Source organism: Salmonella sp. SJTUF14076 (assembly GCF_015534835.1).
In the GTDB taxonomy this organism is placed as follows: Bacteria; Pseudomonadota; Gammaproteobacteria; order Enterobacterales; family Enterobacteriaceae; genus Salmonella; species Salmonella enterica.
In genome coordinates this window covers 1,430,958-1,456,207 of sequence record NZ_CP064674.1, presented here as the reverse complement: position 1 = coordinate 1,456,207, position 25,250 = coordinate 1,430,958, and the positions used below count along the sequence as shown (strand labels likewise).

Genomic DNA, 25,250 nt, shown 5'->3' with positions numbered 1-25,250 from the left:
CGCTTGCGCCGCCATCCGGCGATGGTGTGGCGCACTGCCTGATGGCGCTACGCTTATCAGGCCTACAAGGTTGCGAACATTTCAGCGCCAATCCACGGGTTACAACTGCGAGGTCACCGGGCGAAAGCACTTCTCGCGCATCAGGATCTTCATCCCATCCGGGCCACTCTCCAGCATCCTGCGTTCGGAATCGGACACTTGCAACTCGCACTGATAGCCGCCAGTGATGCCAAACATCGCCCGCGCTACGCAAATATCTTCCAGCGCGTCCAGCCCGCTCGTTTCAAAATGCCCCACGATACGTCCCTGCTGGCGAACCACCAGCCGATAACTCTTCATCGCGCCTCCCCTGCCGGCGGCAGAATTAACTCATCACAGCCACACTGCTGTGTCCAGGTCATCACCTCCAGCACGCGCTGCGCCGCATCTTTTGCCGCGGTCGTCAGTTTTTTCCCCTGCACAATACCGCTGACCAGCTCGGCGCAGAAGAGATCTCCCGTCCCTTTTAACTCCGTCGCCACCCGCGGATGGGCAAAGACCTCTACGACCTGCGCAGTAACGACCGCAACCGTTATGGTCTCCAGAGACTCGCCCGGCGCGCTGGTGATAACCACCCATTTCAACGTATCGGAAAGCAGCGATTGCGCCGCCGCCACCGCCTCTTCCAGCGTGCGGCACGGTTTACCACTCAGCATCTCCAGCTCAAATACGTTCGGCGTTAGCCCCTGCGCCTGCGGCAACAAATGTGTGCGATAAGCCTGCGGAATTTCCGCCTGCACATACATTCCACTGTCGGTATCGCCAATGACCGGATCGACAAGAATACACACCTCCGGATGCGAAGCCCGGATCGCCATTAGCCACTTCGAAAGCAAGACAATTTGGTCTGCGCTGCCCATGTAACCGGTGGTAATCGCTTTTAATTCACGTAGCGCATCGCGCTCATTCAACGCCGTAAGGTAGCCTGCAAACCACTCGGCGGGAATAATGCCGCCATAAAAGGTTTTATAGTGCGGCGTATTGCTGAATAGCACCGTCGGGACCGCCGTCACGCGTAGTCCCTGCGCTTTAATGGCCGGAACAGCGATACTGTTGCCTACGCTGCCGTACACGACCTGTGACTGGACGGCGACGATATCGGTCTGTAACGCCCGATGGTTGTCGTCGAAGAGCACTGACTGAATATCACTCTCTTGTCCCATAAAATTTTCCTCTCGCTGGACAGCAGGCTACCGCCTCATTATCATTGTCATATGCTAAAATTCATTTTGTCATAGGTCAATAATGATCGACGGAAAAACCGCTAACGAAATTTTTGACAGTATCCGTCAACACATTATCGCCGGCACGTTACGGGCGAAGGATTCGCTCCCGCCGGTACGGGAGCTGGCAAGCGAATTAAAGGTGAACCGCAATACCGTCGCAGCGGCGTATAAACGGCTGATAACGGCGGGACTGGCGCAAAGTTTAGGCCGCAATGGGACGGTGATTAAAGGCAGTCCGTCTCCCGTAGCGCTGGAAGGCGGCGATCCGCATACGCCTCTGCACGACCTTTCCGGCGGCAATCCCGATCCGCAGCGTCTGCCTGACCTTAGCCGTTATTTTGCTCGTCTCAGCCGCACGCCGCATCTGTACGGCGATGCGCCCGTTTCCCCTGAACTACACGCCTGGGCGGCGCGCTGGCTACGGGATGCCACCCCCGTCGCAGGCGAAATTGATATCACCAGCGGAGCTATCGACGCTATCGAAAGACTGCTTTGCGCGCATCTGCTGCCGGGCGACAGCGTCGCGGTGGAAGATCCCTGTTTTTTAAGCAGTATCAATATGCTGCGCTATGCCGGTTTTAGCGCCAGCCCGGTCAGTGTGGATAGCGAAGGAATGCAGCCTGAAAAGCTGGAACAGGCGCTAAACCAGGGCGCGCGGGCAGTGATCTTAACGCCGCGCGCACACAACCCTACCGGCTGTAGCCTGAGCGCTCGCCGTGCCGCTGCGCTACAAAATATACTGGCGCGTTACCCTCAGGTAGTGGTCATTATCGACGATCACTTCGCCCTGCTTTCTTCGTCGCCCTGGCAGCCGGTTATTGCGCAGACAACGCAACACTGGGCGGTGATACGCTCCGTTTCCAAAGCCCTCGGCCCTGATTTACGTCTTGCTATTGTCGCCAGCGACAGCGCGACCTCGGCAAAACTTCGGCTGCGGCTAAATGCCGGTAGTCAGTGGGTCAGCCATCTGTTACAGGATCTGGTCTACGCCTGCCTGACCGACCCTGAGTATCAGCACAGGCTGGCGCAAACGCGGCTGTTTTACGCCACCCGGCAACAAAAACTGGCCCGCGCCCTACAGCAATATGGCATCGCCATTTCTCCCGGCGACGGCGTGAATGCCTGGCTCCCGCTGGACACCCATAGCCAGGCTACCGCGTTTACGCTGGCAAAATCCGGCTGGCTGGTACGTGAGGGCGAAGCCTTTGGCGTAAGCGCGCCGTCTCACGGTCTACGTATCACGCTGTCGACATTAAATGACGGCGAGATCAACACGCTGGCGGCTGATATCCATCAGGCGCTAAATCGCTAACAGGAGAAAATAACGTGCGAGTTCATTTTGTTGTCCATGAGTCGTTTGAATCCGCTGGCGCTTATCTGAAATGGGCTGAAGATCGCGGTTATACCATTTCATGGTCGCGCGTCTATGCCGGAGAAGCGCTACCGCCCAATGCCGATGAGTTCGATATGCTTGTGGTATTTGGCGGTCCGCAGTCGCCGCGCACCACCCGCGAAGAGTGCCCGTACTTTGACTCTCGCGCCGAACAGCACTTAATTAATCAGGCGATTACGGCCCGGCGAATGGTTATCGGCATTTGTCTTGGTTCGCAGCTCATTGGCGAGGCGCTGGGCGCCGCTGTGTGCCAAAGTCCGGAAAAAGAGATTGGTCACTACCCTATTACGCTCACTGAAGCCGGTCTGCGGCATCCGCTTATCGCCCACTTTGGCTCCCCGTTAACCGTCGGCCACTGGCACAACGATATGCCAGGACTCACCGATCAGGCGACCGTGCTGGCTGAAAGTGCCGGCTGTCCACGTCAGATAGTGCAGTATGGCAATTTTGTCTACGGCTTCCAGTGTCATATGGAATTTACCGTCGAGGCGGTTGAAGGATTAATCCAACATTCGCAGCAGGAGCTGGCCGACGCGCAAGGGAAACGTTTTATCCGCTCGGTTGCCGAGATGCGCGCATGGGATTACCAGCAAATGAATGAAAAGCTGTGGCGTTTTCTGGATGAACTCACGCTGGCGCACTCACAGAAATAACCACACCAGGAGTGCAACTTATTATCCGGCTAACGGTCTGAGGTGCAGTGATTATCGCATGAAAAAGGATTTTACCATGAAGAAAATTGTCTGCGCCGTCGTTGCGCTCCTGCTGACCCTACCCGCCTGGGCGAAGCTGAACGCCCATGAAGAAGCGCGCATTAACGCCATGCTTAATGCGCTGGCGCAGAAAAAGGATCTGACATTCGTTCGTAACGGTGATGCGCATAACTGCGAGGAAGCCGTATCGCACCTGCGCTTAAAACTGGGTAACACACGCAATCGTATCGACACCGCCGAACAGTTTATCGATAAAGTCGCGTCGTCGTCGTCCATCACCGGAAAGCCCTATATCGTTAAAATTCCCGGTAAAAGCGATGAAAACGCGCAGCCTTATTTACATGCGCTTATTGCGGAAACGGATAAAACGCTATAACACACGGGTGCCATACGACGATGGCACCTCGTTTAAATCCCTGCCCCCTGGCTGAAATGCTCTTCACCAAACACGCCGGTAGACAAGTAACGATCGCCGCGATCGCAGATAATCGCCACCACTACCGCGCCGGGCGTGGCTCGTGCGACGCGTAACGCGCCCGCTACCGCGCCGCCGGAACTCACGCCGCAGAAAATGCCTTCACGAACGGCCAGTTCACGCATGGTGTTTTCGGCATCATTCTGGTGAATATCCAGCACCTCATCTACCAGCGAGGCGTTAAAAATGCCCGGCATATATTCCGCTGGCCAGCGGCGAATGCCCGGAATACTGCTGCCCTCTTCCGGCTGTAGGCCAACGATAGTGACCGGTTTTTCCTGCTCGCGCAGAAAACGCGACACGCCGGTAATGGTGCCGGTCGTGCCCATGCTGGAGACAAAATGGGTGATGCGACCTGACGTTTGCCGCCAGATTTCCGGGCCGGTGGTGGTGTAGTGCGCATATGGGTTATCGGGGTTATTAAACTGATCGAGCAGTTTGCCCTCGCCTCGTTCAGACATAGCGAGCGCTAAATCGCGCGCCCCTTCCATTCCCTGCTCTTTAGTGACCAGAATCAGTTCCGCGCCATAGGCCCGCATTGCCGCCCGACGCTCCTGGCTCATGTTGTCCGGCATCAACAGCTTCATGCGATAACCTTTCAGCGCGGCGATCATCGCCAGCGCAATGCCGGTGTTGCCGCTGGTCGCTTCAATCAGGACATCGCCCGGTTTAATTTCTCCGCGCTTTTCCGCTTCGACAATCATGGATAGCGCCGCGCGATCTTTCACCGACCCTGCCGGATTATTGCCTTCCAGCTTGACCCAGATTTCACTGCCGTTATCCGGCGCCAGACGTTGTAATTTGACCAGCGGCGTATTGCCGATGGTTTGTTCTAATGTATTCACGTTTTCAGCTCAATAAAAATGCCGGGTGGCGCTGTGCTTACCCGGCCTACAAAATCACGATATACGCTGTAGGCCCGGTAAGCGAAGCGCCACCGGGCGATAACTATGCAAATTAACCTATCAGGCAGACTCCGCAAGAGCAAGCGCCTCATGGGGCTCAATACGCTGGTCGCCATGATAGAGACGTGCGTTCTGTAAGCCGACAAACAAACGCTCGCCGCGAACCGGAACATCCTCACCCGCCATCACCACCGTCAGCGGATCGTGATACCACCCCAGCGGCTGTACCACTAACTGTGTATAGTGACCTTTTGGGCTGGCCTCAATGACCTGTACTGGTAGCGGAGAATCCAGGCTGGTGCGGCGGCTAATATCCACCTCCCACGGACGCAGGAACAGATCGACCGGCCCCTGGTACGCGGGCGTATAACCCAGCGGCCAGCGATGCGCGCCAACGTGAAACTGCCCGCCGCGGACGGTGCCTGTCAGGCGGTTCACCTCGCCCATAAACTCCAGTACGAAGCGGGTTGCCGGTTCACGCCACACCCGATCCGGCGCGTCAGCCTGTTCGATATTGCCCTGACTCATTACCACCACCCGATCCGCCACTTCCGTCGCTTCTTCCTGATCGTGGGTGACAAAGACGCTGGTGAATTTCAGTTCTTCATGTAGCTGGCGCAACCAGCGACGTAACTCTTTACGTACCTGGGCATCCAGCGCGCCAAACGGTTCATCCAGCAGTAGAATTTGCGGTTCCACGGCAAGCGCGCGCGCCAGCGCCACGCGCTGTTTTTGTCCGCCGGAAAGCTGGGCGGGGAAGCGATCCGCGAGGTGCGCCAGTTGCACCATCTCCAGCAATTGCGTCACTTTCGTTTTAATCGCCGCCGCAGTTGGGTGGTCGCGTCGCGGCAGCACCGTCAGGCCAAAAGCGATGTTGTCAAACACCGTCATATGGCGAAACAGCGCATAGTGCTGAAACACAAAACCGACTTTACGCTCACGCGCGTGCAGGCGGCTAACGTCCGTACCGTGGAAACGAATATGGCCGCTGGACTGATGTTCCAGCCCGGCAATAATGCGCAGCAGCGTCGTTTTGCCGGAACCAGACGGCCCCAACAAGGCAACCATCTGGCCGGAAGGAATATCCAGCGAGATATCATTCAGTACCTGAGTGCGACCAAACGATTTCTTAATTCTGGCGATCTCAATGCTCATGATTTTCCTCCTGTTGCGCGCGTTTTTCCTGATTCTCCAGACGCCATTGCAACATGCTCTTCAAAAACAGGGTAATAATCGCCATTAGCGTCAACAATGCGGCGGCGGTAAAGGAGCCGACGGTGTTGTAGTCCTGCTCCAGTAATTCAATCTGTAACGGTAGCGATAACGTTTCGCCGCGAATCGAGCCGGACACCACCGACACCGCGCCAAACTCGCCAATCGCGCGGGCGTTGGTTAATACCACGCCGTAGAGTAGCGCCCAGCGAATATTCGGCAACGTCACGCGGCGAAACATTTGCCAGCCGGATGCGCCCAGTAAAATCGCCGCCTCATCTTCCTGACTGCCCTGGCTGAGCATCACCGGCACCAGTTCGCGCACCACAAACGGGCAGGTGACAAAAATAGTGACCAGTACCATCCCCGGCCAGGAGAACATCATTTGCAAATTATGCTCATCCAGCCAGCCGCCCAACGGGCCGTTGGAGCCATAAAACAGCAGATAAACCAGACCGGCCACCACCGGTGAGACGGCAAAGGGAATATCCAGCAGGGTCAGCAATAGCTGACGTCCGGGGAAGTTAAAGCGCGTCACCAGCCACGCCAGCAGAATGCCGAACACCAGATTCACCGGCACTGCGATCAAGGCAATCAACACCGTCAGCCAGATGGCGTGCAGCATGTCCGGATCGGCCAGATTTTGCAGTACCGGCATTAACCCTTTGCTGAACGCCTGCACGAAGATGTAAATCATCGGCACCAGCAGGATAAACGCCGAAACGAGCATCCCGACGCCAATCAAAAACCATTTTCCCCAGTTAATGCGGGGGACGTCGTATCGCTTCAATTGAGTCACTTCCGCCATTAATGACCTACCACACGTCGACCAAAGCGACTTTGCAAAGTATTGATAGAGAACAGCAGCAGCAAGGATGCCGCAAGGATCACCGAGGCAATGGCGCTGGCGGCTGGGTAATCAAACTCCTGCAAACGCACAAAAATCATCAGCGAGGTCACTTCTGTTTTCCAGGCAATATTTCCAGCGATAAAAATCACCGCGCCAAACTCGCCCAGGCTACGGGTAAAAGAGAGCGCCACGCCGGCAATCAGCGCAGGCGACAGCTCAGGCAGCACGACTTTGCGAAAACTTTGCAGCCGGGTGGCCCCCAGCGTTTGTGCCGCTTCTTCATATTCCGGCCCCAGCTCTTCCAGTACCGGCTGGACGGTGCGCACCACAAATGGAATGCTGGTAAAGGCCATCGCCACCGCAATACCGAGCCAGGTATAGGTCACTTTGATATCAAACTGCGCAAGAAACTGACCGTAGAAACCGTTCACTGAGAACAGCGAGGCCAGCGTTAACCCCGCTACCGCTGTCGGCAGCGCAAACGGCAGATCCATCAGCGCATCCAGCAACGTGCGCCCTGGAAAACGGTAGCGGGTTAAAATCCACGCCATCAGCAGGCCAAACACTCCATTAAAAATCGACGCTACAAATGCCGCCAGCAGCGTCACTTTATAGGCAGCCACCACCTGTGGGTTGGTCACAACATCCCAGTATTGCGCCCAGCTCATCTGTGAGAGCTGCATCACCAGCGCGCTCAACGGCAACAGCAGGATCAGGCAGACAAACAGCAAACTGGTGCCGAGGCTTAACGTAAAGCCGGGCAGCACGCGTCGGGAAGAAACGGCAAGCATTACTTACGCCCCGCCGCCAACAGTTTGTCCAGCTCGCCGCCGCTGGCAAAGTGCGTTTTCATCACTTCCGGCCAGGAACCAAACTTTTCTTCCACGCGGAACAGTTCGGTCTGCGGGAATTTATCTGCTTGCTTGCCCATGATTTCCGGGTTATTCACGCGGTAGTAGTAATGGGTGATGATGGTCTGCGCCTGCGGGCTATACAGCCAGTTCAGGTAAGCTTTGGCGGCTTTTTCTGTGCCGTTGGCCTGCACGTTTTTATCCACCCAGGCAACCGGGAATTCAGCAAGAATGTTCGTTTTCGGGATCACCACTTCAAATCCCTGGGCTTCATATTGTTTGCGGATATTGTTCACTTCCGACTCAAAACTAATCAGCACATCGCCCAGACCACGCTCGGCAAAGGTAGTCGTAGCGCCGCGACCGCCGGTATCAAACACTTCGACGTTTTTCAGGAACTGGGTCATAAACTGTTCGGTTTTGGCTTTATCGCCGCCGTCCGCGTTATCCGCCGCGCCCCATGCCGCCAGATACGTATAGCGGGCGTTGCCGGAGGTTTTCGGGTTAGGGAAAATCAGCTTCACGTCGGAACGTACAAGATCGCTCCAGTCGTGAATATTTTTCGGGTTCCCCTTGCGCACCAGGAAGCCCATCGTGGAATAGAATGGCGAACTGTTGTTCGGCAGACGGCTTTGCCAGTCGGCAGGGATCAGTTTGCCTTTATCATGAAGAATCTGTACGTCGGTCACCTGATTGTAGGTCACGACGTCTGCCTTCAGTCCCTGCAAAATCGCCAGCGCCTGTTTTGATGACCCGGCATGAGACTGCTTAATCGTCAGCTTATCGCCGCCGTTATCCTTCGCCCATTGTTGCTCAAACGGCGGGTTAAGGGCGGCAAACAGCTCGCGGGAGACATCGTATGAGCTGTTCAGCAGCTCTGTTGCCTGCGCCTGCCCTGCCAGTAATAGCATTGCTGCCAGCGTCAGGGGTCTCTTTTTCAGTAAGTTAACGGCCATTGCGCACCCTTATAAATTTAATGACTTTCTTATGGTCATCATATTTATAACCAGCGCTAAAGGAGTAACGGTTTTATATACCGTTTGATGATTTGAAAGTTGAAAAGGGAATAAGAGAATCCCTCCCCACGCGGCGCGGGGAGGAGACCGGCATCAATCAGACGCCTACGCTTACGCTTTCAGGCAGGGTACTGCCGCCATCAATGACGTTTTGCGTTCCGGTAAGATAGCTGGACTCATCGGAAGCCAGAAATGCCGCCAGTTCCCCTACTTCCAGCGGATCGGCAAGACGGCGTAGCGGAATGGCTTTTGCCATTTCCGTTAATACCGATTCCGGATCGTCAGGATTAGACTGACGGGCAATGCTTTCCGCCATCGGTGTTCTTACATAACCAGGGCAAATGGCATTCACGCGAATACCGGACTGCGCATACTCTACCGCCAGCGATTTGGTTAAACCGACAATGGCGGCTTTTGACAGCGCATAGGCCGTTTCACCCGGGTCCGCCACCATATCTCCCGTGACGGAAGACATCATCACAATGCGGCCATCTTTACGTTTAATCATCTCCGGCAGGACGGCTTTGGTGACGTTCCAGACACCTTTAATATTAATATCAATGTGGAAATCGCGATCTTCTTCACTCATATCGAGGAAGTTGCCCAGACGGCACACGCCAGCGTTATTCACCAAAATATCAATTCTACCTTCAGTCTCTTTGGCGCGCGCAACCGCCGCCTGCACCGAAGCAAAATCTCTGACGTCAGCCTTAACGGCAGTGCAGCGATGCCCGCGCCCGCCCAGCTCATCCGCCAGCTTTTCAATCTCATCGGAGATATCCAGCAAGATTAAGTTCGCGCCGTGGCGTGCGAATACGCGAGCGATCCCTTCGCCAATGCCCTGCGATGCGCCCGTAATCAATGCTGTCTTGCCCGTGAGTTTACCCATTTTCAATGTCTCCTTTTGAATATGGAGTCTTACACTCCATTAACACTGAAAATACAGTAATAACAAATAAGTGCTGAGGAATAGCTCACTAATTCAGGTAAATATTAGGTAAAAAAATCCCCGCGGAGGCGGGGATGGGCATTTTCATGCTGTTCTGCCTGATGGCGCTGCGCTTATCAGTCCTACCAATCGTAGGTCGAATAAAGCGTTTGCGCTGCCATCCGACAGGGTTTTACCTTATAGCGCTAACAGGCGATCCAGCGACGGCGCAAAATAGTAGCCGCCAGTCACCGGTTTGGTGAAGCGCAGCATCGCGTCGCGTTTACCGTCGGTATCGCCGAACATACTCAAAAGCTGCTGTTCGATATTGTGCAGACGTGCGCAGTAAGCGCAGAAATAGAGACCATGAGTACCGCTGGCGGTGCCGTATGGCAGGCTCTGGCGTACAATCTTCAGCCCTTTGCCATCTTCTTTGAGATCGACGCGGCTCAGGTGAGATGTTGCCGGACGCGCATCGCCGTCAATCTCTTCATTGGCTTCTTTGGTACGCCCGATCATCATCTCCTGATCGTGAATACTCATCCGGTTAAGTTGCTTGAGATTGTGTTCCCAACGCTGCACGAACACATAACTGCCGCCGGCATCCACGCCATCTTTGATCACCGCCACTTCACGACGCGTCTCTTCGCCCGCCGGGTTCTCTGTCCCGTCGACAAAGCCGCTCAGATCGCGTTCTTCCACCCAACGGAAGCCGTGAACTTCTTCTTTCACGTCGATACAGTCGCCGAAGGCTTCCATCGCCGCCTGAGCAACAGAAAAATTCACATCGTGGCGCAGGGAAAGGATATGGATCAGCACGTCATACTGCGTGGCTGGCGCCAGTCCTTTACCATAAGGAATAAAATCTTTCAGTTCTTCCGCCCCGACGCCGCCACTCAGGGCACGCCAGGTATTGTTGCCAAACGCCACAACGGCCCCAAGATGGGCGTCCGGAAATTTGACTTCGAAGGTCGCCAGTTTATCGGCAAATGTTCTGCTGGCCGCGCGCAGGGCGTCCAGGTCGCCTTTCACATTGGCTTCAATCCAAATTGCCGCACGGCAATGTTCCGGCAAAATGCCACTTTGAACCTGAGACATGATTCCTCCTGAAAATGAGAATGCCACGCAGTCGTGGCATTAATGGAGGTTATTTTACCTTGTTTTTAAGCGAAGCGGTTTGTTCAGGCGCAAATTAACGACGCCAGATAATTTTGCGCACGTCCCAGTTTTTTAAGACGTCATCAGGAGGCATTAAGCCTTCCGGTCCGCTCCACTCGCCGGAGAAAACATAGCTAATATGCTGACTTCCCTCGGCTTTACATTCGACGCTGGTATGGCTATCGCTGGAAACCGGCTCGCAGTGACCAAACGCTTTGCTGTAAAGGTCGCTAAACGGCGTACCGATTTTGCCCCCCGCGGCAGTTGGGATATCGCTGTCCAGCACATCAATACGGCTCACGGTTCCCTGCTCGCCGTTGATCACCATCGCGACATTGTCGCCCTTCATCGCTTCGAAAAAGCGCACCACGTTGCCGTTATCGGTTTTCATACCGCTACGCAGGCGATAATCGCCATCTAATGCCTCTGCAATAGCCGGCTCTTCCAGCGGCGTGGCGGCGGTCAGCGCTCCCACGCCTTGCTCAGTGACTTCTGTCGAGGAACCAAACCAGTTCCATGGATTTGCGGCAGACCAGTTGACCGAGGAGAGCGTCGAGCAGCCGGTCAGCGCCAGCGGCAGTGCGAGTAAAGTCAAACGCAGCGATTTCATCTCACTTCCTTTCTTTTATTAATTAACGTTGGTTGGAGTGCGGGTTCGCCAAAAAGTGCCGTTATTCTTTCTCAAAGGAAAAACAGGCACGCAAACGTTGATTGGTTAACAGCCAGATCAGCGCGACGATGTCCGCCAGCAGCAGCGCCAGCCCGACGCCGTTGACCGGGTCGCCACCCAGCCACATCACCGGCAACCAGCACAACGACACCAGTTGAGCAAGGATCAGGAGTCCGCGCAGCCAGCGCCACACACCAGGAACCGCTTCACGCCGCCCGCTGAGTAAAAATGCCACTACCGCCGGAACGCCGGGCAACAGCCCCAGCCAAAAATTGTCATGGTCGGGATAAAAAAAGTTTAACAAAGTATTACCCTGTCCACGGGATGAACCGGCAATGACAAAGAGTACCCAGGCGCGCGCCTGAAGTAACAGTACGCACCAGAACAGAAACGGCAGGCGTAAACGTCCGTGTACATCATAATCGGCTGGATGAAACTCAGTACTCTTCATCTTCAATCAGGCGTTTACCCAAACTTAGGGCGTCAGAATGCTCATACCCCAGACGTTCATACATGCCCAGCACAACGTCGTTATCATCGCGCACCATAATTTGGATTTTCGGACACCCGCGGGCGATGAGTTTTTTTTCCAGCCGGTTAAGCAACGCATTCGCAATGCCGCGCCCGCGGAACTCCGGGTGAACGCCCAAGTAATACGCCGAGCCGCGATGCCCGTCATAACCGCCCATTACCGTACCGACGACTTCGCCGCTAACTTCCGCAACGAGGAACAAGCTGACATCGTGATTCACCTTGCGTTCAATATCCATTTCAGGATCGTTCCATGGACGCAGCAGGTCGCAACGCTCCCAGAGGGTAATCACCTCTTCGAAATCTTCCTGGCGAAAAACGCGTATTTCCATGGTATTCGTTGCCTTTTCGGGTGGAAAAACCAAGATTATGGCGCAAACATCTGATTCAGCCAATATCTGACGCGATGTAGCGGAAAAAATGGCATAATGGCGATGTGTCACGTATTGAAATGAAAAGTAAAACAATTCTCATCACCAACCGTCGTAACGGATTACGCGATACGATATAACATCTTGAACTTAATTTTCACAACTCAGGCCGTATGAGCACTTTTAAACTCCTAAAAACTCTCACATCGCGCCGCCAGGTACTCAAAACAGGTCTGGCGGCCCTGACGCTGTCAGGTATGTCGCACGCAATAGCCAAAGAAGAAACGCTAAAAACCAGTAATGGTCACAGCAAACCCAAAACCAAAAAAACCGGCAGTAAACGGCTGGTGATGCTCGACCCCGGACACGGCGGCATCGATACCGGCGCGATTGGCCGCAACGGTTCTCAGGAAAAACACGTCGTGCTGGCAATTGCCAAAAACGTACGCGCTATTTTGCGAAATCACGGAATCGATGCGCGTTTAACCCGGACAGGGGATACCTTTATTCCGCTGTACGATCGGGTGGAAATCGCCCATAAGCACGGCGCGGATCTGTTTATGTCTATTCATGCCGATGGTTTTACCAACCCGAAAGCGGCAGGCGCTTCCGTTTTTGCGCTTTCCAACCGCGGGGCCAGTAGCGCCATGGCGAAGTATCTCTCCGAGCGTGAAAACCGCGCGGACGAAGTGGCGGGTAAAAAAGCCACTGACCGGGATCATCTATTACAACAAGTTTTGTTTGATCTGGTGCAAACCGATACGATTAAAAACAGTCTGACGCTGGGTTCGCATATTCTCAAGAAAATCAAACCTATACATAAATTACACAGCCGCACTACCGAACAAGCGGCTTTCGTGGTGCTAAAATCACCGTCAATTCCGTCGGTATTGGTCGAAACCTCGTTTATTACCAATCCGGAAGAAGAACGCCTGCTGGGCACGACGGCGTTTCGCCAGAAAATCGCTACGGCGATCGCCAACGGCATCATCAGTTATTTTCACTGGTTTGATAATCAGAAAGCACACACGAAGAAACGGTAATCATGAAACCCGATGCACATCACGTAAAACAGTTTCTGCTACGCCTGCAGGATGATATTTGCCAAAAGTTATCCGCTGTGGATGGCGCAAACTTTGTCGAAGATAGCTGGCGACGCGAAGCGGGCGGCGGCGGACGCAGCCGGGTATTACGCAACGGCGGGATTTTCGAACAGGCGGGCGTTAATTTCTCTCACGTTCACGGCGATGCAATGCCCGCGTCCGCCACCGCGCATCGGCCAGAACTCGCCGGGCGTAGCTTTGAAGCGATGGGCGTATCGCTGGTGGTGCATCCGCACAATCCGTATATTCCCACCAGCCATGCTAACGTGCGCTTTTTTATTGCCGAAAAACCGGGCGCCGATCCGGTGTGGTGGTTTGGCGGCGGGTTCGATTTAACGCCCTACTACGGCTTTGAAGAGGATGCCGTTCACTGGCACCGCACCGCCCGCGACCTGTGCCAGCCGTTTGGTGACGATGTGTATCCGCGTTATAAAAAGTGGTGCGACGACTACTTTTTTCTCAAACACCGCAACGAGCAGCGCGGCGTTGGCGGCCTGTTTTTTGACGATTTGAATACGCCGGATTTCGACCACTGCTTCGACTTTATGCAGGCGGTCGGCAACGGCTACACCCGGGCGTATTTACCGATTGTCGAACGACGCAAAGCGATGGTCTGGGGCGAGCGGGAGCGTAATTTTCAACTTTATCGCCGCGGGCGCTACGTGGAGTTCAATCTGGTGTGGGACAGAGGCACCCTGTTTGGTCTGCAAACCGGCGGGCGCACTGAATCTATCCTGATGTCGATGCCGCCGCTGGTGCGCTGGGAGTACGACTGGCAGCCGGAAGCGGGTAGCCCGGAAGCGGCGCTGAGCGAGTTTATTCAGGTACGCGACTGGGTGTCGTTACCTGATAATAGTTCCGTTTCGTAGGCCGGATAAGACGCAACGCGTCACCATCCGGCATGGGAATCATCTCATTGCCTGATGGCGGCTTGCGCCTTATCAGGCCTACCGACACTACCAACCACAGACAGCAGCGAATCCGTAGGCCCGGTAAGGCGCCAGCCGCCACCGGGCAATTCCCGACACGCGCACGTTATCAGCAACCGGAGAGCCTACCCATCAATATCAAGCCCATTGCCGCATCCGTTGATGCAGCGTCAACGACGGTTTTTCGGCAAATAATTGCTGATAATCGGTGGCAAATTGCCCCAGATGCCAGAATCCCCACTGCATCGCGGCATCTTTGACCGTGGCGCTCTGCGACCACGGGCTAATCAACTCCCGGCGTACTGCGTTTAAGCGAATACGTTTCAGCCACGCATTGGGGCCAATGCCCAAAATGGCGTGAAACGCATTTTGCAGCGTGCGACGGCTTACGTGTAGCTGGTTACATAAGTCGAGCACCGTCAGCGGCTCCGACATATTTTCCAGCACATATTCCCGCGCCCGCGACAGTAGCCTACGATATCCCTGATGGCTGATGCTCTCGGCGCTATGAATCGGCTTCGCCTCTTCCAGCATCGTGCCCATCGCCAGCAACAAATTATCACTCAAGACCTTACGCACCGCAGGTTGATGCAGGGTTTCAGGACTCTCGCTGAAGGTGGCCAGCGCCTGCTGCACAAAGCCCCACAGCGCCGCTTTATGCTGCTCTTTTACCTCCAGCGCTAACTGGTTACGTAGCATATGCAGCACCCTTTCCGGGTTATGCAAAAACGTGGCCTGACGGGAAATAACATCTTCCGAGATAACGACGCCCAGAATGGTGTAATCATCCGGCGTGCTCAGTTCAAACTCGGTGCCTCCCGGTCGGGTGGCAATCTCGGCGCTGCCGAGCCCCTGCGCGCCGATAAATCCCTGTTCGCCGCGCGTCGCCGGAATACCAAACCAGAAAGAGTTTGGCCAAACCAGACACGACTGACGCAGCGCCAGGCCGGTGTATTCACGGAACACCTGAATCTCATCAAGCAGGATTTCCGTGAACTCGCCATGAAATTTACCCGGGTGTAACTGATCGTAGATCTGCTGCCAGGCGGTGATAGTCAGAGCATGTTCATAGACATCCGTCGTCCGTCGCTGATGAACATTGTCCACCTCGACTCTGGGCGTAAGTTTAACGTCTTCGGGTAACGCTTCATGATAAAGATGGTGCAAATTCGCTGTACGGGTCTTTTTCATGATCTTCTATGCCGGACGCCCGCCAGGACGCCCGGCCCTCCGACAGATTAATTTTTGATGCGATAGCGACTACTGCGTTTACGCAACGCTCCGTCAGAAAAGAGTTGTTCCAGCACGTTTCTGGCCTGCTCCAGCGGCCAGCCAAAATGCGCGGCCACCTCTCCCGCCGTCATTCCCTGGCGTACTGATGCCAGCAGCGCCAGTAACGCTTCAGCGAACTCAGGCGTTGCGGGTACCTGGGGCGCTTTCTCAGTCGGCGTTGTCGCACGCGCAAACCCGCCAATCAGCCACTGGGTGTCCTCTTCCGGACGACCAATTTCTTTGCGGCTAATCACACGGCCTGTGCGCTGCGCGGCGGCGCTTCCGGCATCCAGCGCCGCACGACACGCCGCCAGATCGCCCTCCACCACCAGCGTGAGCCTGCCAGGGTCGAGCACTTGATGACTGAGCAAACGCACGTTGGCCGCTTTCAGCATGGCATCCGCCGCATCGACGGCGGCGACCATTCCGTCCACTTCCAGTAATCCCAGGGCATTGATCATTGGCAGCCTCCGTTACGCACGCTGGACAGGGTTACGGGCGATATCCAGCACGGCGTCGGTAAAGGCGTTGCAGGCGGCTTTACACGCGGCCTGGCTTCCCGTTAAGAACGCGGCCGAATAGTTGGTTTCCGACGGCGGCGGCACGTAAGTCACCAGTTGAACGTCAGCGGATTTCATCGCCGCGTCAATGCCGAATGTCGCTTCCAGCGGCGGCGCCACCAGGTAGGCCATTGGATCGCCCAGCGCGATACCTGCGGTAGACGAGAGGTACGAGCCGGTACGCGAAACCACATGCGCCAGGAACGCGGTATTTTCCGCATCGTTCGCCCACTGGAACGCCGCGCCGTTTTCAATACTGGCGACCATCGCATCCAGACCGGCGCGCACTTCCGCCGGGTTCGGGCCGCCCAGCATAATCAACACCTCACCGGCGGTAGGCGATGGCCCGTGAGCCGCCCCGGCATAGAGGGAGCGGCCATAGACCACTTCCACCATCGCCTGTTTTGTCGCTTCATCAGCGGCAATATAGGTCACATCATCAGAATCTGCCGTGATGAGTCCGAGGCTACGTATATGTGGCGGTAATTTAAGTTCCCGCGCAAAGCCGTCATTCACGGAGGCAATCACGCGCATGGCAGTCACTGAAGGTCGAATCAAATCTAATGCAGGCATGATGTCTCCTTAACGGGTCATGTTGATGCCGGACGCTTTCTGCTCCAGCATTCGTTTGGCCAAATCCACAATCACGGCGGCGGCTTCTACCGGCGGCGTCCCCCCCTGATGAATGTTTGAAATACAGGTTCTGTCGGCCTCGACGGTGGTCGCCACGCGCGGGGAATAGACGGCGTAGCAGGAGAGGCTTTCCGACTGCCCCAGCCCCGGACGTTCGCCCACCAGCAGGATGACGACCTTCGCGCCGAGAATTTCGCCAATCTGATCTTCAATCTTCACGCGGCCATAGCGCACAAAGAACGGCGTGCCGACGTTCAGCCCGGCCTGCTTCAGACCGGCAAGCAGCGGCGGCAGGATCTCTTCATAGTTGGCGGTGATCGCATCCGTAGAGAGGCCATCGGAGACCACTACCTGCACATCCGGGTTCATCACGCACTGTGACTTCAGCGCGTCAATGGCTTCCGGGCTCAGGCGACGCCCCATATCCGGGCGCGTCAGGTACAGGTTTTTGTCGCTGATCTCCGAACGCACTTCCAGCAGCCCTTGCGCTTTTACCCACTCTTCCGGCACTTCTTTGAGCACGGTGTCTTTCGAACGGGAGTGATCCGCCAGGAAGCGCAACAGCGCCTGGGTGCGCGGACGCGGCCCGGCACGACCCGTGCAGACGCGTGCCGCAGTACTGCGACGCAGTTCGGTCAACACGTCCGCACGATGTGGGTTCTCGACGCCAATCCAGGCTTTTGCCTCTGCGGAACCTAAATCCAGCGCGCAGCTTTCGGTCACCGTCGGCGCGGCGCACTGCGGCTTTGCGCCTTCCTGCGTTGACGGCGCGACGGGTTGCGGTACGTCCTGTCCCATTGACGCCATCACGCTACGTACAATTTCTTCAATCTGTTTTTGATCCATGGTGTTATCCCCGCGTCATCAGAAGAACAGTGACGGATCGCCCGCCCGTTTGGTCAGACGACCGTTTGCCATAATGCCCATCGTTTCCAGCCAGCGTTCAAACTCCGGCGACGGCCGTAAATTCAGCAACTGACGGACGGTGGCGGTATCGTGGAAAGCGGTAGTCTGGTAGTTGAGCATGATGTCGTCGCCGAGCGGCATCCCCATGATGTAGTTACAGCCGGCAGTGGCGAGCAGAATCATCAGGTTTTCGTTAAGGTTCTGGTCGGCGTCGGCATGGTTGGTATAGCAGCAGTCGCAGCCCATCGAGATGCCGCTCAGCTTGCCCATAAAGTGATCTTCGAGACCGGCGCGGATAATCTGCCTGTCGTTGTAGAGATACTCCGGCCCGATAAAGCCCACCACGGTGTTCACCAGGAACGGATCGTAGTGGCGAGCCAGCCCGTAGTTACGCGCTTCCATCGTCACCTGGTCGGCACCAAAGTTCGCGCCAGCCGACAGCGCCGAGCCCTGTCCGGTTTCAAAGTACAGGCAGTTTTCCCCGGCGATGCGGTTGAACTCCGCCCCCACTGCCCGCGCTTCGTCGAGCATTGCCAGCTCGACACCGAACTCTTTTAAGCCCTTCTCGCTGCCGCAAATGCTCTGGAAAATCAGTCCGCCTGGCGCGCCGCGACGAATCGCTTCAATCTGGGTGGTGACGTGCGCCAGCACGCAGCCCTGGGTCGGAATATTGAATTTATCGATAACGCCGTAAACGGTGTCGAGCACGCGGGTCAGGTTCTCCACGTCATCGGTCACCGGGTTAACGCCGATCACCGCATCGCCTGCGCCGAAAGAAAGCCCTTCGTAGATTTGCGCGGCGATACTCTGCACATCGTCACGGGTATCGTTCGGCTGCAAACGGCAGCTAAAGGTGCCCGGAATACCGATGGTGGTATTGGCTTTTTTGATCACCGGCATTTTCTTACCGCCGTAGATCAGGTCGGCGTTGGAGCAGATTTTCGCCACTGCCGCCACCACTTCGGAGGTCAGGCCTTTGCGGGTAAACGCGATGTCGTCCACGGAGGTTTCATCGCTCAGTACGTATTCGCGCAGTTCGCTGATGCTCCAGTTTTTAATCCGGTTATAGGCCGTTTCGTTGACGTCATCCTGAATCAGGCGCGTCACGCAGTCCTCTTCATAGGCAATCACCGGATTGTTGCGGATATCCGCCACCGTCATTTCCGACAGTACCTGTTTTGCCGCTACGCGCTCCTGCGAACTTGCCGCGGCAACCCCGGCCAGCACATCCCCCGAACGCAGTTCGTTGGCTTTAGCCAGTACCTCTTTTACATCCTTAAACTGATAAACATTGCCGAACAATGTGGTCTTTAGTTTCATAAGTCGTTCCCTCAGGAAGGAAATGCGAGTGATTTCACCGTCACCGGCACAACCGATCCGCCAAAAAGAGGCGTACCAATGTCGATATAGTCTCCCGCCCGCACGACCACCTCATCGATGACCGCCAGCGGAAGTTGCGGTAACTGTGGGCGCAATAACATGCCCAGCGCTTTACCAAAATCCTGCTCGGCCACCACCAGCAGGGGATGTGGATTGGGATAACGCGCGACAAAAGCCGTCAGCGCGTTGATGACCGTGAGTAATGCGGCGTAACGCACCGGAAGCGTGGCGGGAAGCGCCAGCACGTAAGCGTCGGTTTGCGGGTCGAGATCAAGCTGGAGAAGCGCCTGCCGCCAGGCGTTCACCAGATCGGCGTCATCCTGCGGGATCGCCACCGGCAGGTTGCGCAGCGGCAGTTGGACGTCTTCCAGCCAGATAGTACTGCCGGAAAGCGAGAGCGTATGGGCCCCCGCGCCAATCACCGTGGCGCGTACGGTTTGCGCCGGAAACTGCACGTTCATCTCGCGCAGACGCGGGTGCTCATGCAGCGCGGTCGCCAGCAGCGGCCCGATATCAGAAAAGCAGAACGGATCGGCAGGTTGGTTGCGGTAGCATTCACCTACCCCACCGGAAAGGGTGATCACCTCCGGCGTAATATCGGCGGGCAGCAGCCCGGTTTGCATCAGCGATTGCGCCAGCGGCGAGAGCGCGCCAGTGATAACCTCGACGATGAGATCCGCCATCCGCCGCGCCACCTGCCCCAACTGTGCGGCAGCTAAGGCGCGAGCATCAGTACCCGAACCGAACACCTCATCGATAATCATCTGCCCCGGCTGATGGGCATAAACCACGCGCCCCTGAGCGTCGGTTTCCAGCAGGCGACCACCGACGTTAAGGCAAGCGGTACCGCTGACTTTTCCCGCGTCAAACAGCGCGTAGTTAGACGTGCCGCCGCCGATATCAATATTCAGCACCCGGCACATCCGCTGCTCAGACAAGCTTTGCGCTCCGGCGCCGTAACCGGCAATGACTGATTCCAGATGCGGCCCGGCGCTGGCGACCACAAAGTCGCCCAGCGACTGCGAGAGCGCCATGACCGCCGGACGGGCGTTGCGGGTTTTGGCGCTTTCGCCGGTGATAATGATAGCCCCGGAGTCCACCGATTCAGGCGCGATGCCTGCGGCCTGATACTGGGCCAGAATCAGCGCTTTAAGTTCGGCCTCTTTCAGACCGCCCTGCTTATCCACGGGCGTAAAGAAGACCGGGCTTTGCCAGCTAATGTCGCGTTTGATGAATTCGTAGCGCGGCACCTGCGACACCGCCGCACGGTTAACCAACTCCAGGCGCGAGAAGATCACCTGCGTGGTGGTGGTGCCGATATCGATACCGACGCTCAGTAGCTGGCGAGTGTTCACGATTGCGCCTCCGCTTCGGTTTTCACCTGGGCGGCGTCATCTTTCGGCACCAGCATCATCGCCACGCCAATCGCCGTCACGCCGCCGATCAGCTTGCCGACAATCATCGGGAAGATCATGGCGTTCATGTTGGCGGCGGCGAAGCCTAAATGGTCGCCCAGCGCGAACGCCGCAGAGACGGCAAATGCGCAGTTAATCACTTTGCCGCGGGTATCCATCTGCTTCATCATGCCGAACATGGGGATATTGTTCGCCAGGGTCGCCACCATGCCTGCCGCCGCAATATTATTTACGTTCAGCAGTTTACCGACATTCATCAACGGTTTTTCAAACCAGCGGGTCAGTAACAGCACCATCGGATACGCGCCGAGCAGCACGCAGGAGATAGAGCCGATCACTTCAATGGCGCGCATCACTTCGCCGGGTTTGTCGCCTGGCGCCATAAAGATCGGGTCGAGTCCCGGAATCAACTCCCAGCCCAACAGGAATTTAACCACCGCAGCCGCCAGACCGATGGTGATCAGCGCCACCAGAAATTTGGCGAAAATCTGGAAACCGTTGATCATTTTTTCCGGGATGAACTTCAGCCCCAGCGCTACCAGCACCGCGACGATCAATACCGGGATCATGTTCATCAGGATCAGCGCGAAGGTAAACTCCACTGGCTGACCATTGATCTGCACGCCTGAGTACATGGCGATCACCCCCCCCGCAATGCAGCCAATGGGAATGGTGACGATACCCGCCAGTACGCCAAGCGCCAGGTAGCGGCGGTCAGACGGCTCGATAATGCCGAGCGCCACCGGAATGGAGAACACAATGGTCGGCCCCATCATCGACCCAAGTATTAACCCTGAGTATAGCCACGCCGCGACATCACCGCCGGCCAGCTCTTTGGCGAGGAAGAATCCGCCCATATCACAGGCCAGCAGCGTACCCGCGAACATGGATGGGTTCGCGCCCAGCATTTCGTATACCGGGATAATAACCGGCCCCAGTACATGCGCCAGCACCGGCGCCAGCGCGGTCATACCGACCATCGCCAGTCCCAGCGCGCCCATCGCCATAAAGCCCTCTTCAAACTGGCCGCCAGACCCCTCAATACTCTTACCGAATTTACCGAGGAAGCGCGCCGACCCGCCGAACTGCGACAGGATTCTGTCCACGGCGGCAATCAGCATAAAGAACATCATGATGTACATGATGATTTCGTTAATTCCCATAGCCCTTACTCCCTGCCATTTATGATTTGTAGGCCGGATAAGACGTTTACGTCGCCTCCGGCATTAACGCCGTGTTATTGCCGGATGGCGGTGCGAGCACCTTATCCGGCCTACAGGCATTACCCGGCAGCCGCGTACAGGTCGATAATCTGTGCCTGTGTGGCGGTGCGTGGGTTACTGCGCAGACAAATATCCTCCAGTGCGGCTTGCGCCCACGCGCTGTAGTGTTCGGGTTTGGCGCCAGCGTCAGCCAGCCGTTTGCTCTGCCCTACTTCGGCAATCAGCTCGCTCACCGCCGCAATCGCATCGCGATCGTCCGATTTCTTATTGGTTAGCGCCCGACCGATTTGACTGAAGCGTTCGCGGCATACCATCCGGTTAAAGCCCATGACTGTCGGCAGCAGCATGGCGTTGGCCTGGCCGTGCGGAATATGCAGCGCCGCCCCTGGCTGGTGCGCCATCGCATGACACAGCCCCAGACCGGCGCTGGAAAAGGCCATTCCCGCCATACAGGAGGCCAGCAACATATTTTCACGCGCCGCCAGATCCTGCCCATAGCCGACGGCCTTCGGCAGCGATTTGCCAATCATCGCTATCGCGCCAATCGCCAGGCTGTCGGTAAACGGCGTGGCGTTGAGCGCGCTGTAGGCCTCAATCGCATGCGTCAACGCATCGATACCGGTCATCGCCGTCACGTTTGGCGGAACGCCTTCGGTCACGGCAGCATCAAGAATCGCCACGTCCGGCATTAGTGACGCGTGCGCCAGCACCTGCTTGCGCCCGCTGACCGCGTCGATAATCACCGTCACGTTGGTGGTTTCAGAACCGGTTCCGGCGGTGGTCGGCACCGCAATCAGCGGCAGACGCGGGCGTAATGTACTGCGCTCGGTCATGGCGCTCAGCGTCTGGTCAGGGTTAGTCACCAGCAGGGCGACCGCTTTCGCCGCGTCCAGCACCGAACCGCCGCCAAAGGCCACTACGCCGTCGCACACCGCCTCACGCAGTTGCGCCACCGCCGCGCAAACATCGGTGATGCACGGCTCGCCTGGCGGACACGGCCAGACCGTCATCGCCACGCCTTTCATCGCCAGGCTGCGTGCCAGCGGCGCGGTCATTCCCGCCTGATGCAGGAAGCTGTCGACCATCACAAACAGATGGCTTACGCCTCGCGCTTGCGCTTCCTGGCCGCAGGCGCCGAGCGCCCCAAGTCCGCACAGCGTGACCGGCGGTACGCTGAACGTTTTCACCCGTTGCAGATTCAGGGTGTCGAATGCCTGAAACAGCGCCGTCTGTAGTTCAGCTTGCATAGAGTCCCTCCGCTTTCGCTCTCCCGCTGTTAGCTATCGCCAGCGGGGTCATAAACAGGCTGTGCTGCGGTAAATGCACCTGTAACTCCGGGAAACGCTGGCGAAATAACGCCTCCACGCCCGGCTGCATACAGGAACCGCCCGCCAGCCATAAATCAGCAATTCCTTGCCCTTCAATGTGGCGAGCAACGATTTCCGCCATCTTTTCGTACACCGGCTTCACTACCGGCCAAATCTCCTGCTCATTGCTGCGCTTGTACTGTTCCGCCTCTTCCAGGGGAATACGGCGGTTGCCCGCCAGCGTCAGGGAGATATGGTGCCCGCCAGTGGCTTCATCGGCGGAGTAAGTCACCTTGCCCTGTTTGACGATGGCAATGCCGGTAGTGCCGCCGCCAATATCCACCACGCCTGCATTATCAAGCGCCAGCAGATCCGCTACCGCCGTCGGTTCATCCAGTACATGGCTGACTTCTAACCCGGCAGACTCCAGCACGTTGATCGAAATACGCGGGTCGGTGCCTGGCGGAAACGAGGTCGCCGCGTGGGTAAAGCGGCAGCCGAGCTGCTGTTCAAGGGTGTCGAGATGGCGGCGCACGAGGGTGACGGCGCCGAAGAAATCCCAGACGATGCCGTCACGCACAACGTCGGCCCAGTCAAGGCATACCGCCACCGGCTGGGCGTTGCCGTCGACCACCATCGACACCACGTCGCAGGTGCCCAAATCGACGCCCAGCCACAGCGGTGTATCGCTGGCGGCGGGCGTCTGGTTACACAGGGCCGCCGCTTTTTGCAGTCTTGGGGTGAGCCAGAGTTGTTCGTCGTGCGCCATGAGTCATCCCTTATACAATGCGAAACGCATCCACCAGCACGCATCGACGCAGCCGCACAAAGGTACGCGCGCTGGTCACCCCTTCGCCGGTTGGCGTAGTGATAGTCATGGTGGTCCAGCCTTCTCCGCCCAATCCAAGCCCGGCAATGCACGGCCCGTTTTTGACGAAAATGCTGGTGTCGATGGCGTTCGCCATCTGGTTCATGTTGTCGATATTGCGCGAGTGCATCGCCGCCGTATGGTGGCAACCGCCTTCAAGCTGAACCGCCAGGGCGATGGCTTCTTCGACGTTGGCGACCCGCACCACCGGCAGTACCGGCATCATCATTTCAGTAACGGCAAACGGATGGTTGGCGGGCGTTTCCACAAACAGCAGGCGCGTTTGATCCGGGACGTTCAGGCCGATGGCTGCGGCAATCTTGCCCGCGTCACGACCGACCCAGTCACGGCTGACGGTGCCTTTGCCGCGCTCATCAATATTCTTCAGCAGCACCGGCTGGAGCTGTTCGGCCTGAGCGGCGGTCAGTTTCACCGCGTGCTGACCTTCCATCAGACGCATCAGCTCGTCAGCGACGCTATCCACCACAATCAGCACTTTTTCGTCGGCACAGATGATGTTGTTATCAAACGACGCGCCTTTGACGATGGATTGTGCGGCGCGCGGCAGGTCGGCGGTCTCATCCACCACCACCGGGGGATTACCGGCACCGGCGGCGATCAGGCGTTTATTAGTATGTTTACGCGCCGCGTCCACCACCGCTTCGCCGCCAGTCACCACCAGCAGGCCAATACCGGGATATTTGAACAACCGCTGGGCGGTTTCGATATCCGGGTTCGCCACGGTGACCAGCAGATTTTCCGGGCCGCCGGCGGCGACCACCGCCTGATTGAGGAGAGCGATTGCCCGCTGAGAGACCTTTTTCGCCGCCGGATGCGGGGCAAACACGACGCTGTTGCCTGCGGCAATCAGGCTGATGGCGTTATTAATCACCGTCGCCGCCGGATTGGTGGACGGCGTGACCGAGGCCACCACGCCCCACGGCGCATTTTCAATCAGCGTCAGGCCGTTATCGCCGGTCAGCACCTGCGGAGATAAACACTCGACGCCCGGCGTGCCGCGCGCCTGCGCCACGTTTTTAGCAAATTTATCGTCAACGCGTCCCATGCCGGTTTCGCTGACGGCAAGTTCCGCTAATTCTCGGGCGTGTTTTTCGCCCGCCTCGCGAATGGCATGAATGGCAAGCTGGCGCATCGCCACGCTCTTCAGCCCCTGCTGGGCCCGTTTTGCTGCCGCCACTGCGTCATCCAGGGAGGCAAAAACGCCCATCTCATGAACAGTGCTGGCCGGCTGGCTGCTGTCTTTCATTTTCAGCAGTACCGCTTTCACCACCTGTTCAATATCCTGTTGATTCATG

General features: G+C 56.9%; 27 protein-coding genes. 5 read left to right on the top strand and 22 right to left on the bottom strand.

The window, feature by feature from the left end:
* Nucleotides 1-99 precede the first annotated feature (99 nt).
* Entirely contained in the window at nt 100-339 is a 240-nt protein-coding gene (locus HU143_RS06975; protein WP_000844541.1) for a hypothetical protein, read from the bottom strand.
* Nucleotides 336-1,202, bottom strand: a complete 867-nt coding sequence (gene pdxK, locus HU143_RS06970; protein WP_000529613.1) for a pyridoxine/pyridoxal/pyridoxamine kinase — start codon at nt 1,200-1,202, stop codon at nt 336-338. The genes HU143_RS06975 and pdxK overlap by 4 nt, the downstream gene beginning before the upstream one ends.
* 82 nt (nt 1,203-1,284) lie before the next feature.
* Here pdxK and ptsJ point away from each other — a divergent pair, with 82 nt between their 5' ends.
* Genes ptsJ through HU143_RS06955 form a run of 3 tightly spaced genes read left to right on the top strand, consistent with a single transcriptional unit; the run spans nt 1,285 to nt 3,747 of the window.
* Nucleotides 1,285-2,577 (top strand): transcriptional regulator PtsJ, encoded by a 1,293-nt coding sequence (ptsJ, locus tag HU143_RS06965; RefSeq protein WP_023227051.1) that lies wholly within the window; start codon nt 1,285-1,287, stop codon nt 2,575-2,577.
* Nucleotides 2,578-2,591: 14 nt separating this feature from the next.
* Entirely contained in the window at nt 2,592-3,311 is a 720-nt protein-coding gene (locus HU143_RS06960) for a GMP synthase (protein ID WP_001263750.1), read from the top strand.
* A 58-nt stretch (nt 3,312-3,369) separates the two neighbouring features.
* Complete coding sequence (locus tag HU143_RS06955; protein ID WP_000710731.1) at nt 3,370-3,747, top strand: YfeK family protein; 378 nt, start codon at nt 3,370-3,372, stop codon at nt 3,745-3,747.
* Between the two features lie 32 nt (nt 3,748-3,779).
* Here HU143_RS06955 and cysM read toward each other — a convergent pair whose 3' ends face one another.
* The 10 genes from cysM to HU143_RS06905 form a co-directional block, all read right to left on the bottom strand.
* Nucleotides 3,780-4,691: a cysteine synthase CysM gene (gene cysM / locus HU143_RS06950; protein WP_001093875.1), complete on the bottom strand. Its 912-nt coding sequence runs from the start codon at nt 4,689-4,691 to the stop codon at nt 3,780-3,782.
* 120 nt (nt 4,692-4,811) lie between these two features.
* Nucleotides 4,812-5,906: a sulfate/thiosulfate ABC transporter ATP-binding protein CysA gene (cysA, locus tag HU143_RS06945; protein WP_023227050.1), complete on the bottom strand. Its 1,095-nt coding sequence runs from the start codon at nt 5,904-5,906 to the stop codon at nt 4,812-4,814.
* Nucleotides 5,896-6,771 (bottom strand): sulfate/thiosulfate ABC transporter permease CysW, encoded by an 876-nt coding sequence (gene cysW, locus HU143_RS06940; protein WP_000852705.1) that lies wholly within the window; start codon nt 6,769-6,771, stop codon nt 5,896-5,898. Before cysW ends, cysA begins: the two co-directional genes overlap by 11 nt.
* Nucleotides 6,771-7,604: a sulfate/thiosulfate ABC transporter permease CysT gene (gene cysT, locus HU143_RS06935; protein ID WP_000881745.1), complete on the bottom strand. Its 834-nt coding sequence runs from the start codon at nt 7,602-7,604 to the stop codon at nt 6,771-6,773. Before cysT ends, cysW begins: the two co-directional genes overlap by 1 nt.
* On the bottom strand, nt 7,604-8,620 hold the full coding sequence (gene cysP, locus HU143_RS06930; protein WP_000290275.1) for a thiosulfate/sulfate ABC transporter substrate-binding protein CysP: 1,017 nt from the start codon (nt 8,618-8,620) through the stop codon (nt 7,604-7,606). The genes cysT and cysP overlap by 1 nt, the downstream gene beginning before the upstream one ends.
* A gap of 157 nt (nt 8,621-8,777) precedes the next feature.
* Nucleotides 8,778-9,569: an SDR family oxidoreductase UcpA gene (gene ucpA / locus HU143_RS06925; protein WP_000517460.1), complete on the bottom strand. Its 792-nt coding sequence runs from the start codon at nt 9,567-9,569 to the stop codon at nt 8,778-8,780.
* Between the two features lie 237 nt (nt 9,570-9,806).
* A complete protein-coding gene (yfeX, locus tag HU143_RS06920) occupies nt 9,807-10,706 on the bottom strand; it encodes a porphyrinogen peroxidase (protein ID WP_000084583.1) in 900 nt (299 codons plus the stop codon).
* Nucleotides 10,707-10,800: 94 nt separating this feature from the next.
* Complete coding sequence (locus tag HU143_RS06915) at nt 10,801-11,376, bottom strand: RpoE-regulated lipoprotein (protein WP_000838968.1); 576 nt, start codon at nt 11,374-11,376, stop codon at nt 10,801-10,803.
* Nucleotides 11,377-11,437: 61 nt separating this feature from the next.
* A complete protein-coding gene (locus tag HU143_RS06910; protein ID WP_017441396.1) occupies nt 11,438-11,887 on the bottom strand; it encodes a DUF2919 domain-containing protein in 450 nt (149 codons plus the stop codon).
* The gene (locus HU143_RS06905) at nt 11,874-12,299 is read right to left on the bottom strand and encodes a GNAT family acetyltransferase (RefSeq protein ID WP_000406008.1); all 426 of its coding nucleotides are present in this window, start codon (nt 12,297-12,299) and stop codon (nt 11,874-11,876) included. The genes HU143_RS06910 and HU143_RS06905 overlap by 14 nt, the downstream gene beginning before the upstream one ends.
* Nucleotides 12,300-12,511: 212 nt before the next feature.
* On the opposite strand from HU143_RS06905, the gene amiA reads away from it, so the two are divergent.
* Together amiA and hemF are read left to right on the top strand one after the other, a co-directional pair.
* Nucleotides 12,512-13,381, top strand: a complete 870-nt coding sequence (gene amiA / locus HU143_RS06900; RefSeq protein ID WP_000102880.1) for an N-acetylmuramoyl-L-alanine amidase AmiA — start codon at nt 12,512-12,514, stop codon at nt 13,379-13,381.
* Between the two features lie 2 nt (nt 13,382-13,383).
* Complete coding sequence (gene hemF / locus HU143_RS06895) at nt 13,384-14,310, top strand: oxygen-dependent coproporphyrinogen oxidase (protein WP_023227049.1); 927 nt, start codon at nt 13,384-13,386, stop codon at nt 14,308-14,310.
* Nucleotides 14,311-14,508: 198 nt separating this feature from the next.
* On the opposite strand, the gene eutR is transcribed toward hemF, so the two are convergent.
* The 10 genes from eutR to HU143_RS06845 all read right to left on the bottom strand — a co-directional run bounded on the left by eutR (nt 14,509) and on the right by HU143_RS06845 (nt 25,249).
* The gene (gene eutR, locus HU143_RS06890) at nt 14,509-15,561 is read right to left on the bottom strand and encodes an HTH-type transcriptional regulator EutR (RefSeq protein ID WP_000753665.1); all 1,053 of its coding nucleotides are present in this window, start codon (nt 15,559-15,561) and stop codon (nt 14,509-14,511) included.
* A gap of 47 nt (nt 15,562-15,608) precedes the next feature.
* Nucleotides 15,609-16,103, bottom strand: a complete 495-nt coding sequence (eutK, locus tag HU143_RS06885; RefSeq protein WP_000606266.1) for an ethanolamine utilization microcompartment protein EutK — start codon at nt 16,101-16,103, stop codon at nt 15,609-15,611.
* Nucleotides 16,104-16,115: 12 nt separating this feature from the next.
* Complete coding sequence (gene eutL, locus HU143_RS06880) at nt 16,116-16,775, bottom strand: ethanolamine utilization microcompartment protein EutL (RefSeq protein WP_001111056.1); 660 nt, start codon at nt 16,773-16,775, stop codon at nt 16,116-16,118.
* Between the two features lie 9 nt (nt 16,776-16,784).
* The gene (gene eutC / locus HU143_RS06875; RefSeq protein ID WP_000372354.1) at nt 16,785-17,681 is read right to left on the bottom strand and encodes an ethanolamine ammonia-lyase subunit EutC; all 897 of its coding nucleotides are present in this window, start codon (nt 17,679-17,681) and stop codon (nt 16,785-16,787) included.
* A gap of 18 nt (nt 17,682-17,699) precedes the next feature.
* Nucleotides 17,700-19,061, bottom strand: a complete 1,362-nt coding sequence (gene eutB, locus HU143_RS06870) for an ethanolamine ammonia-lyase subunit alpha (protein WP_000769990.1) — start codon at nt 19,059-19,061, stop codon at nt 17,700-17,702.
* An 11-nt stretch (nt 19,062-19,072) separates the two neighbouring features.
* Nucleotides 19,073-20,476: an ethanolamine ammonia-lyase reactivating factor EutA gene (eutA, locus tag HU143_RS06865; RefSeq protein ID WP_001097522.1), complete on the bottom strand. Its 1,404-nt coding sequence runs from the start codon at nt 20,474-20,476 to the stop codon at nt 19,073-19,075.
* The gene (gene eutH / locus HU143_RS06860) at nt 20,473-21,699 is read right to left on the bottom strand and encodes an ethanolamine utilization protein EutH (protein ID WP_000512393.1); all 1,227 of its coding nucleotides are present in this window, start codon (nt 21,697-21,699) and stop codon (nt 20,473-20,475) included. The genes eutA and eutH overlap by 4 nt, the downstream gene beginning before the upstream one ends.
* Before the next feature lie 119 nt (nt 21,700-21,818).
* On the bottom strand, nt 21,819-23,006 hold the full coding sequence (gene eutG, locus HU143_RS06855) for an ethanolamine utilization ethanol dehydrogenase EutG (protein ID WP_023227048.1): 1,188 nt from the start codon (nt 23,004-23,006) through the stop codon (nt 21,819-21,821).
* On the bottom strand, nt 22,996-23,835 hold the full coding sequence (gene eutJ, locus HU143_RS06850; protein ID WP_000929676.1) for an ethanolamine utilization protein EutJ: 840 nt from the start codon (nt 23,833-23,835) through the stop codon (nt 22,996-22,998). Before eutJ ends, eutG begins: the two co-directional genes overlap by 11 nt.
* 10 nt (nt 23,836-23,845) lie before the next feature.
* A complete protein-coding gene (locus tag HU143_RS06845) occupies nt 23,846-25,249 on the bottom strand; it encodes an aldehyde dehydrogenase family protein (RefSeq protein ID WP_023138804.1) in 1,404 nt (467 codons plus the stop codon).
* Nucleotide 25,250: the final 1 nt, after the last annotated feature.

Coding starts and splice junctions, on each gene's coding strand:
- HU143_RS06975 (WP_000844541.1), bottom strand. CDS start 339: ATGAAGAGTTATCGGCTGGTGGTTCGCCAGCAGGGACGTATCGTGGGG.
- pdxK (WP_000529613.1), bottom strand. CDS start 1,202: ATGGGACAAGAGAGTGATATTCAGTCAGTGCTCTTCGACGACAACCAT.
- ptsJ (WP_023227051.1), top strand. CDS start 1,285: ATGATCGACGGAAAAACCGCTAACGAAATTTTTGACAGTATCCGTCAA.
- HU143_RS06955 (WP_000710731.1), top strand. CDS start 3,370: ATGAAAAAGGATTTTACCATGAAGAAAATTGTCTGCGCCGTCGTTGCG.
- cysA (WP_023227050.1), bottom strand. CDS start 5,906: ATGAGCATTGAGATCGCCAGAATTAAGAAATCGTTTGGTCGCACTCAG.
- cysW (WP_000852705.1), bottom strand. CDS start 6,771: ATGGCGGAAGTGACTCAATTGAAGCGATACGACGTCCCCCGCATTAAC.
- cysT (WP_000881745.1), bottom strand. CDS start 7,604: ATGCTTGCCGTTTCTTCCCGACGCGTGCTGCCCGGCTTTACGTTAAGC.
- cysP (WP_000290275.1), bottom strand. CDS start 8,620: ATGGCCGTTAACTTACTGAAAAAGAGACCCCTGACGCTGGCAGCAATG.
- ucpA (WP_000517460.1), bottom strand. CDS start 9,569: ATGGGTAAACTCACGGGCAAGACAGCATTGATTACGGGCGCATCGCAG.
- yfeX (WP_000084583.1), bottom strand. CDS start 10,706: ATGTCTCAGGTTCAAAGTGGCATTTTGCCGGAACATTGCCGTGCGGCA.
- HU143_RS06915 (WP_000838968.1), bottom strand. CDS start 11,376: ATGAAATCGCTGCGTTTGACTTTACTCGCACTGCCGCTGGCGCTGACC.
- HU143_RS06910 (WP_017441396.1), bottom strand. CDS start 11,887: ATGAAGAGTACTGAGTTTCATCCAGCCGATTATGATGTACACGGACGT.
- HU143_RS06905 (WP_000406008.1), bottom strand. CDS start 12,299: ATGGAAATACGCGTTTTTCGCCAGGAAGATTTCGAAGAGGTGATTACC.
- amiA (WP_000102880.1), top strand. CDS start 12,512: ATGAGCACTTTTAAACTCCTAAAAACTCTCACATCGCGCCGCCAGGTA.
- hemF (WP_023227049.1), top strand. CDS start 13,384: ATGAAACCCGATGCACATCACGTAAAACAGTTTCTGCTACGCCTGCAG.
- eutR (WP_000753665.1), bottom strand. CDS start 15,561: ATGAAAAAGACCCGTACAGCGAATTTGCACCATCTTTATCATGAAGCG.
- eutK (WP_000606266.1), bottom strand. CDS start 16,103: ATGATCAATGCCCTGGGATTACTGGAAGTGGACGGAATGGTCGCCGCC.
- eutL (WP_001111056.1), bottom strand. CDS start 16,775: ATGCCTGCATTAGATTTGATTCGACCTTCAGTGACTGCCATGCGCGTG.
- eutC (WP_000372354.1), bottom strand. CDS start 17,681: ATGGATCAAAAACAGATTGAAGAAATTGTACGTAGCGTGATGGCGTCA.
- eutB (WP_000769990.1), bottom strand. CDS start 19,061: ATGAAACTAAAGACCACATTGTTCGGCAATGTTTATCAGTTTAAGGAT.
- eutH (WP_000512393.1), bottom strand. CDS start 21,699: ATGGGAATTAACGAAATCATCATGTACATCATGATGTTCTTTATGCTG.
- eutG (WP_023227048.1), bottom strand. CDS start 23,006: ATGCAAGCTGAACTACAGACGGCGCTGTTTCAGGCATTCGACACCCTG.
- eutJ (WP_000929676.1), bottom strand. CDS start 23,835: ATGGCGCACGACGAACAACTCTGGCTCACCCCAAGACTGCAAAAAGCG.
- HU143_RS06845 (WP_023138804.1), bottom strand. CDS start 25,249: ATGAATCAACAGGATATTGAACAGGTGGTGAAAGCGGTACTGCTGAAA.